Source organism: Streptococcus sp. 27098_8_74, assembly GCF_041431705.1.
Taxonomy (GTDB): domain Bacteria; phylum Bacillota; class Bacilli; order Lactobacillales; family Streptococcaceae; genus Streptococcus; species Streptococcus salivarius_E.
The window spans coordinates 1-5,179 of sequence record NZ_JAPVYF010000051.1; the positions used below are offsets into that span (position 1 = coordinate 1).

General features: G+C 35.5%; 6 protein-coding genes and 1 pseudogene. 6 read left to right on the forward strand and 1 reads right to left on the reverse strand.

Features of this window, described 5'->3' with window-relative positions:
- From O3670_RS10725 to O3670_RS10740, 4 genes and pseudogenes are all read left to right on the forward strand, one after another.
- Positions 1–1,165 (forward strand): streptococcal pilin isopeptide linkage domain-containing protein (locus tag O3670_RS10725; RefSeq protein WP_371596156.1); only part of this gene is annotated, 1,165 nt, incomplete at its 5' end.
- Between the two features lie 414 nt (positions 1,166–1,579).
- Positions 1,580–1,714, forward strand: coding sequence for a putative holin-like toxin (locus O3670_RS10730; RefSeq protein ID WP_105291367.1), 135 nt, complete (start codon positions 1,580–1,582; stop codon positions 1,712–1,714).
- Positions 1,715–1,864: 150 nt separating this feature from the next.
- A pseudogene (locus O3670_RS10735) lies at positions 1,865–2,020 on the forward strand (DUF4368 domain-containing protein); the annotation flags it as partial.
- Positions 2,021–2,169: 149 nt separating this feature from the next.
- Positions 2,170–2,787, forward strand: coding sequence for a class I SAM-dependent methyltransferase (locus tag O3670_RS10740; RefSeq protein ID WP_002886378.1), 618 nt, complete (start codon positions 2,170–2,172; stop codon positions 2,785–2,787).
- A gap of 243 nt (positions 2,788–3,030) precedes the next feature.
- On the opposite strand, the gene O3670_RS10745 is transcribed toward O3670_RS10740, so the two are convergent.
- Positions 3,031–3,786 carry a helix-turn-helix domain-containing protein gene (locus O3670_RS10745; protein WP_371596157.1) on the reverse strand — a complete coding sequence of 252 codons (756 nt, stop codon included), beginning with the start codon at positions 3,784–3,786 and terminating at the stop codon, positions 3,031–3,033.
- Positions 3,787–4,177: 391 nt separating this feature from the next.
- Here O3670_RS10745 and O3670_RS10750 point away from each other — a divergent pair, with 391 nt between their 5' ends.
- A complete protein-coding gene (locus O3670_RS10750; protein ID WP_073945543.1) occupies positions 4,178–4,372 on the forward strand; it encodes a helix-turn-helix domain-containing protein in 195 nt (64 codons plus the stop codon).
- Between the two features lie 63 nt (positions 4,373–4,435).
- Complete coding sequence (locus O3670_RS10755; RefSeq protein WP_260313071.1) at positions 4,436–5,140, forward strand: hypothetical protein; 705 nt, start codon at positions 4,436–4,438, stop codon at positions 5,138–5,140.
- The last annotated feature ends 39 nt before the right edge of the window (positions 5,141–5,179 follow it).

The following is a 5,179-nucleotide window of genomic DNA, read 5'->3' on the forward strand; positions in this document are numbered from 1 at the left end:
AACGAAGACCAATGATGCTTCAGGTAAAGTAGCCTTCGATGCACTCACTTATAAGAATAATGAAGTTGGTATTCATAAGTACACTGTAGAAGAAGTCGCAGGTTCAGAAGCCGGAATGAGTTATGACCCAATGAAGGCAGAGGTAACAGTTACTGTCACGAAAGATGGTCATACCCTTACAGCGACCAAAGCTCTTCCAACAGATACAGAGTTCGATAATACGTTCACCCCAGCGGCAACCAGCGCCCAATTCAAGTTCACGAAGAAACTTGAAGGCAAAACCCTAGAGTCAGATGCTTTCAGCTTCGAGTTGCTTGAAAACGGTCAAGTGCTTCAAACGAAGAAGAATGGGGCAGACGGCACGATCCAATTTGACGCTATTTCATATGATAAAGAAGGTACACATACCTACACTGTTCGTGAAGTAGCAGGCACAGATACAGATATTGACTACGATACGATGAACGCCGAAGTGACAGTTAAGGTCACAAAAGACGCCACAACAGGTATCTTGACAGCCAATGTTGTAATGCCAGCGGATAGCGAGTTTAACAACTATGCGGTAGCCCCAGTGACAGTACAGTTCAACTTCACTAAGAAATTAGAGGGTCGTGAGTTGAAAGCTGGAGAATTTAGCTTTGTTTTGAAGGATGAAAAAGGAAATGTAATCGAAACAGTAGCGAATGATGCATCTGGTAAGATTAAATTTTCAGCACTTACATTTAAAAATGGTGAAGAAGGAACTTACATCTATCATGTAGAAGAGGTAAAAGGTACCGAAGCTGGTATCGAGTATGACCACATGATTGCTACTGTTGGAATCAAAGTGAAGAAAGATGGAAGAGTGTTAATCGCTACTACTGAATTACCAGCAGATACAGAATTTAACAATAAAGTAACTCCACCAACACCTGTTGTTCCGCCAGTAACCCCACCAATTCCACCAACACCAACAGTTCCACCAGTAACCCCTCCTACCCCTCCGACTCCAGGAGTTCAAACAGTGAAATCAGTTTCTTCAATTACTCCAGTAGCTTATGAGGGTGTAAAAGAACAAGAACTTCCTAAAACTGGTGACAATAAGTCTGAAGTCGCAATAGAGGTTGGAGGCCTTCTTACATTAGTTGGATTGGTCTTATCAAGAAAACGGAAGAACAATTCATAAAATAAAGGATTGGTGAATAATTCATTATGTTTATGCTAAGTTGATTTCAAACTTCAATTATTTATTAACTTATCCATAAATAGGTAGTAAAAACGCAAGATTACTCTTGCGTTTTTGCTTTAGGGAGGGATGGCAATTGTTTCTTGGTGAACAATTTTATTGAGCAAGTTGCGAATAACAACGATACTTAAATATATAAAATAATTTCTTGAACGATGAAGAATAAGCTAATAGAAGAATATTTTGTCATAGTTGAAAGTTTATTTGAAAATAAAAAACAGCTCTTTTCACAATGGAAGGAGCCAGACTTTTATAGATAGCTTTTATTATATGGATTTGATATACTCTTATATGTAGAAAAGTGATAGACGGTGGCTTTCAATTATTAGAGAGGAGTGATGCCTATGGGCAAACATTCAAAATCTAGTAGAGAGGAGAGCCGTTTTGACAGCGTTCGAGATTGTGCAAACCATTCTAGGCTTTGGTAGTTTTACTATCGCTTTAATTGGATTATGCTACAAACTCTTTAAAGACGATGACAAAAAATAATCCGTCCCCACTTTTGGCGAAGTAAGACGGATTATTTTCGTTTAAAACTAGCCACCGTCTTTTAAACGGCTCTACATGGAAGTTGAGTGACTGCTCAACTTCTTTTTTTCTACCACAATTTTATCAGAATAAACAATTTAAGTCAATTCGAAATATACAGATATTGATGAACTGACAGTACCAATGATAAATGAGTATATAGAAAAAGTAGTAGTCCATGAAGCAACAGGGGGAAGAAAAGGAAAAGATAGAAATCAACAAGTCGATGCTTACTTTAATTTTATAGGCAACTGTCAAGTGCTATGAAAAGCGAGCATAGAAAAAATGACTTAAAAATTGTACAATATTATTAGTTAATTTAGACTAACTTGCAATTAGCCTTCATCTTTAAGGAATAATGTGAAATGCTAAAAGCGGAGAGAGTTTAAAATTTGTTGTTGGGAAGAGTTTTGCTGGTGAGTGATAAGAGTAACAAAAAATTTTGGGATAAATTCGCCAAGTTGTATGCTCCTTTTATGAAGAAGGATAAAGGTGTTTATGATAAAGTTTGCGGATACATAAACCCCTATTTGAGTAAGGATATGAATGTACTTGAACTTGCTTGTGGTTCAGGTCAATTATCCTTTAACCTTTCCAAATATACGAAAAGTTGGATTGCAACTGATTTTTCTAAACAAATGATTTTTGAAGCAAGAAAACATGGAGAATACGAGAACCTTGTCTTTGAAATAGCTGATGCTACTTCATTGATTTATACAGATGAGAAATTTGATTGTGTAGTAATAGCTAATGCACTTCATATTATGCCCGAGCCTGACAAGGCAATGAAAGAAATATATAGGGTATTAAAACCTAATGGTACTTTGTTTGCTCCCACTTTTTTATGGAAAGAGGAAAAACAAAGTAAATTCAAAAAACGGCTGATGTCTATTGTAGGGTTTAAGATGTATAAAGAATGGGATAAAAAGCAATTTGAAGAATTTATCCATGAATATGGATTTTCAGTAGCTGAAATGAAATTGGTAAATGGAGGACTTGCACCAGTTGGTGTAATGATTGCATATAAAAAGTAATATTAAATTATTATTTACAAAGTAATATGAATTTAAAAGCGGTAGTGTAAAATAAGTTGTGTACACTCAAAAAGCTCTATAATCTCTACAGTGGTTTTACCCACTACAGAAATTATAGAGCCGTAAAATGAAGGTACTTTCTTTTATTCCTGTAAGTTAGATACTTGCAGTTTATGGCAACTCCATTGGGGTTGCCTTTTTACTTATTGATTATGTAATCAAAATGAATCATTATGACTAACCTTACATAAGTACAATCTTGCCAAAAATGCTGAAATCATCCTTTTCTGACAAGGTGATAGGTGCCTCGTCAGAATTTAGCGAGTTAAGGAGAATGTCCCCATTTTCTCTATTTTGACCTACCTTCATTACGAAGAATCGACTATTTATCTGTACGATGCTAATATCCCCAGTTCGTAGAATTGAATCTTTTATGACAAATATCACTTCATCATCGAAGAAACTAGGTTCCAGGGAATCACCAGCAACCTTAAACGCAATATCATGTACCGGAATAGGCACTGGGTAGTCAAGGCAGTCGACTGGGACCTCTGATAGTTCAAACCCTTGTGCATCTGCTCTAGCATAAATACTGACTCTTTTGGTTGGTAGTTTATCTTGTTTAACTATTCGTTTTCTATGGTCCTTTTCTCTGATTTCTTTAGAGATATGCTGATTATCTAATCGGTTTTCTATGAAATCAACAGTAGCATCCTGATTCCCCTCGTCAAGCTGCTTGAACATTTCACCAACATATTCTTCCTTATTGTCGTTAAATGGTGGGTAGGCATATTTACCGGGTGAGTCTGATAACCCTAATAAATAGTCTGACGTAACCCCAAATAACTCGACTAATTTCACAAGATCTTTAAATGTAGGAGCATTGGTTCCATTTTCCCACTTTCCTACTGTCTGCTGTGTTTTTCCAATCTGAACACTAAATTCTTTTTTGGTCCAGCCTCTAGCTTGCCGGAGTTTTGTTAAGCGATCAGTAAACATTTTCCCCTTTAAATTGTTACTATCCTTACACTCTATCATGTATCTTCCCTACATACGTCTTCCTAAAAAAATTAAAATTTTTTATAATCAAAATCATTATAGCAGTTTTAGAAACAATAAACAAATACAGAAAAATAATACGTTAAACAGTATATATACTGTATAAATTGGTATAAGCGTTCTTTTATTTAATCGATAAAAAGTAAAACAAAAAACAATGATGTGTTAAACTAAAATGATGACAAAGTCATGTTTACCAGCTATTAAACAACAAAATAATTAAAATAACGTGAGTAAGGTATAATTAAATTATAAAATTCTCTTGATTGTTTGACACAAAAATAGTAAAATCAATTCAGAAACACAAAGATTAGGCAGGTTATATATATACATGGGAAACATTATTTCAGAATTGAGACGACGAAAGAAGCTCTCAAAGAAAGCGTTAGCTCATGACCTTAATGTTGATGCAGGGACTATCGACAAATGGGAAAATGGGGCTAATATTCGTATGGAAAACGTTGTAGCCTTAGCCGAATACTTTGGTGTTTCTACGGACGATATTTTAGGAACAAGAAAGCACTAATTGCTAATCTTTGGCATCTAAAGTATTACGCAGCGTTTTATGATGGAAGATAAGGGAGGGACAATGACAACAGCAATCACTAACCCTAAAAAAATCACTTTAGAAGACCTAGAAGAAAAGCTAGAATCATTCATCCATGTATTTAGTGATGACTTATGTCGAACCATTATTGAGTATATGATTGACTCAGAAGGGCCATTTGCAATTACTCGATATAAGAAGTTTGGATCACCATGGTTTTATCAGGCAACCAGAGATATTTCTGATAAACTTTGGAGAAAGCTAATCGAAGAGGGAAAACCAGAAACTGAAGCTAAAGCCATAGCTAAAGACGTGATATCAACGTACTATCAATATATGTTATTTGATATGTTGCTTGCGGGACAAAATAAGCTAGCTTCTAAAGAAGTCCAAGTCAGGATCTCCAGTTTGACAAATAACCGGCAACAAAATGAAGTAAAAAAATTAGCCTTCATGAAAGGTTGCAGGAAATACATTCAGAATTTACCACTTAAGACACTCACCAATTACATTCCTCTAGCCGAATTGTTTAAATACGCTGGTGTCGGAGAAGTTCCAGATTTAGCGAAAATCTTCAGCTTGCTTGATTCAAGTGAAGCGGGATGTTTGAAAAAAGTCGGAGAGGTCATCCATTTTGACGATGCTGCAGTAGATGAAGTGATTGAAAAAAGATTTTTAAGGAGTTCTCAACTTCGTTTCTCTAGCGGTAAACTATTGTACAACTCAGAAAGTGTTGTATTTAAGTAGATTTTAGAATTGAATATAGAATGAATAAAGGGGAGAAGG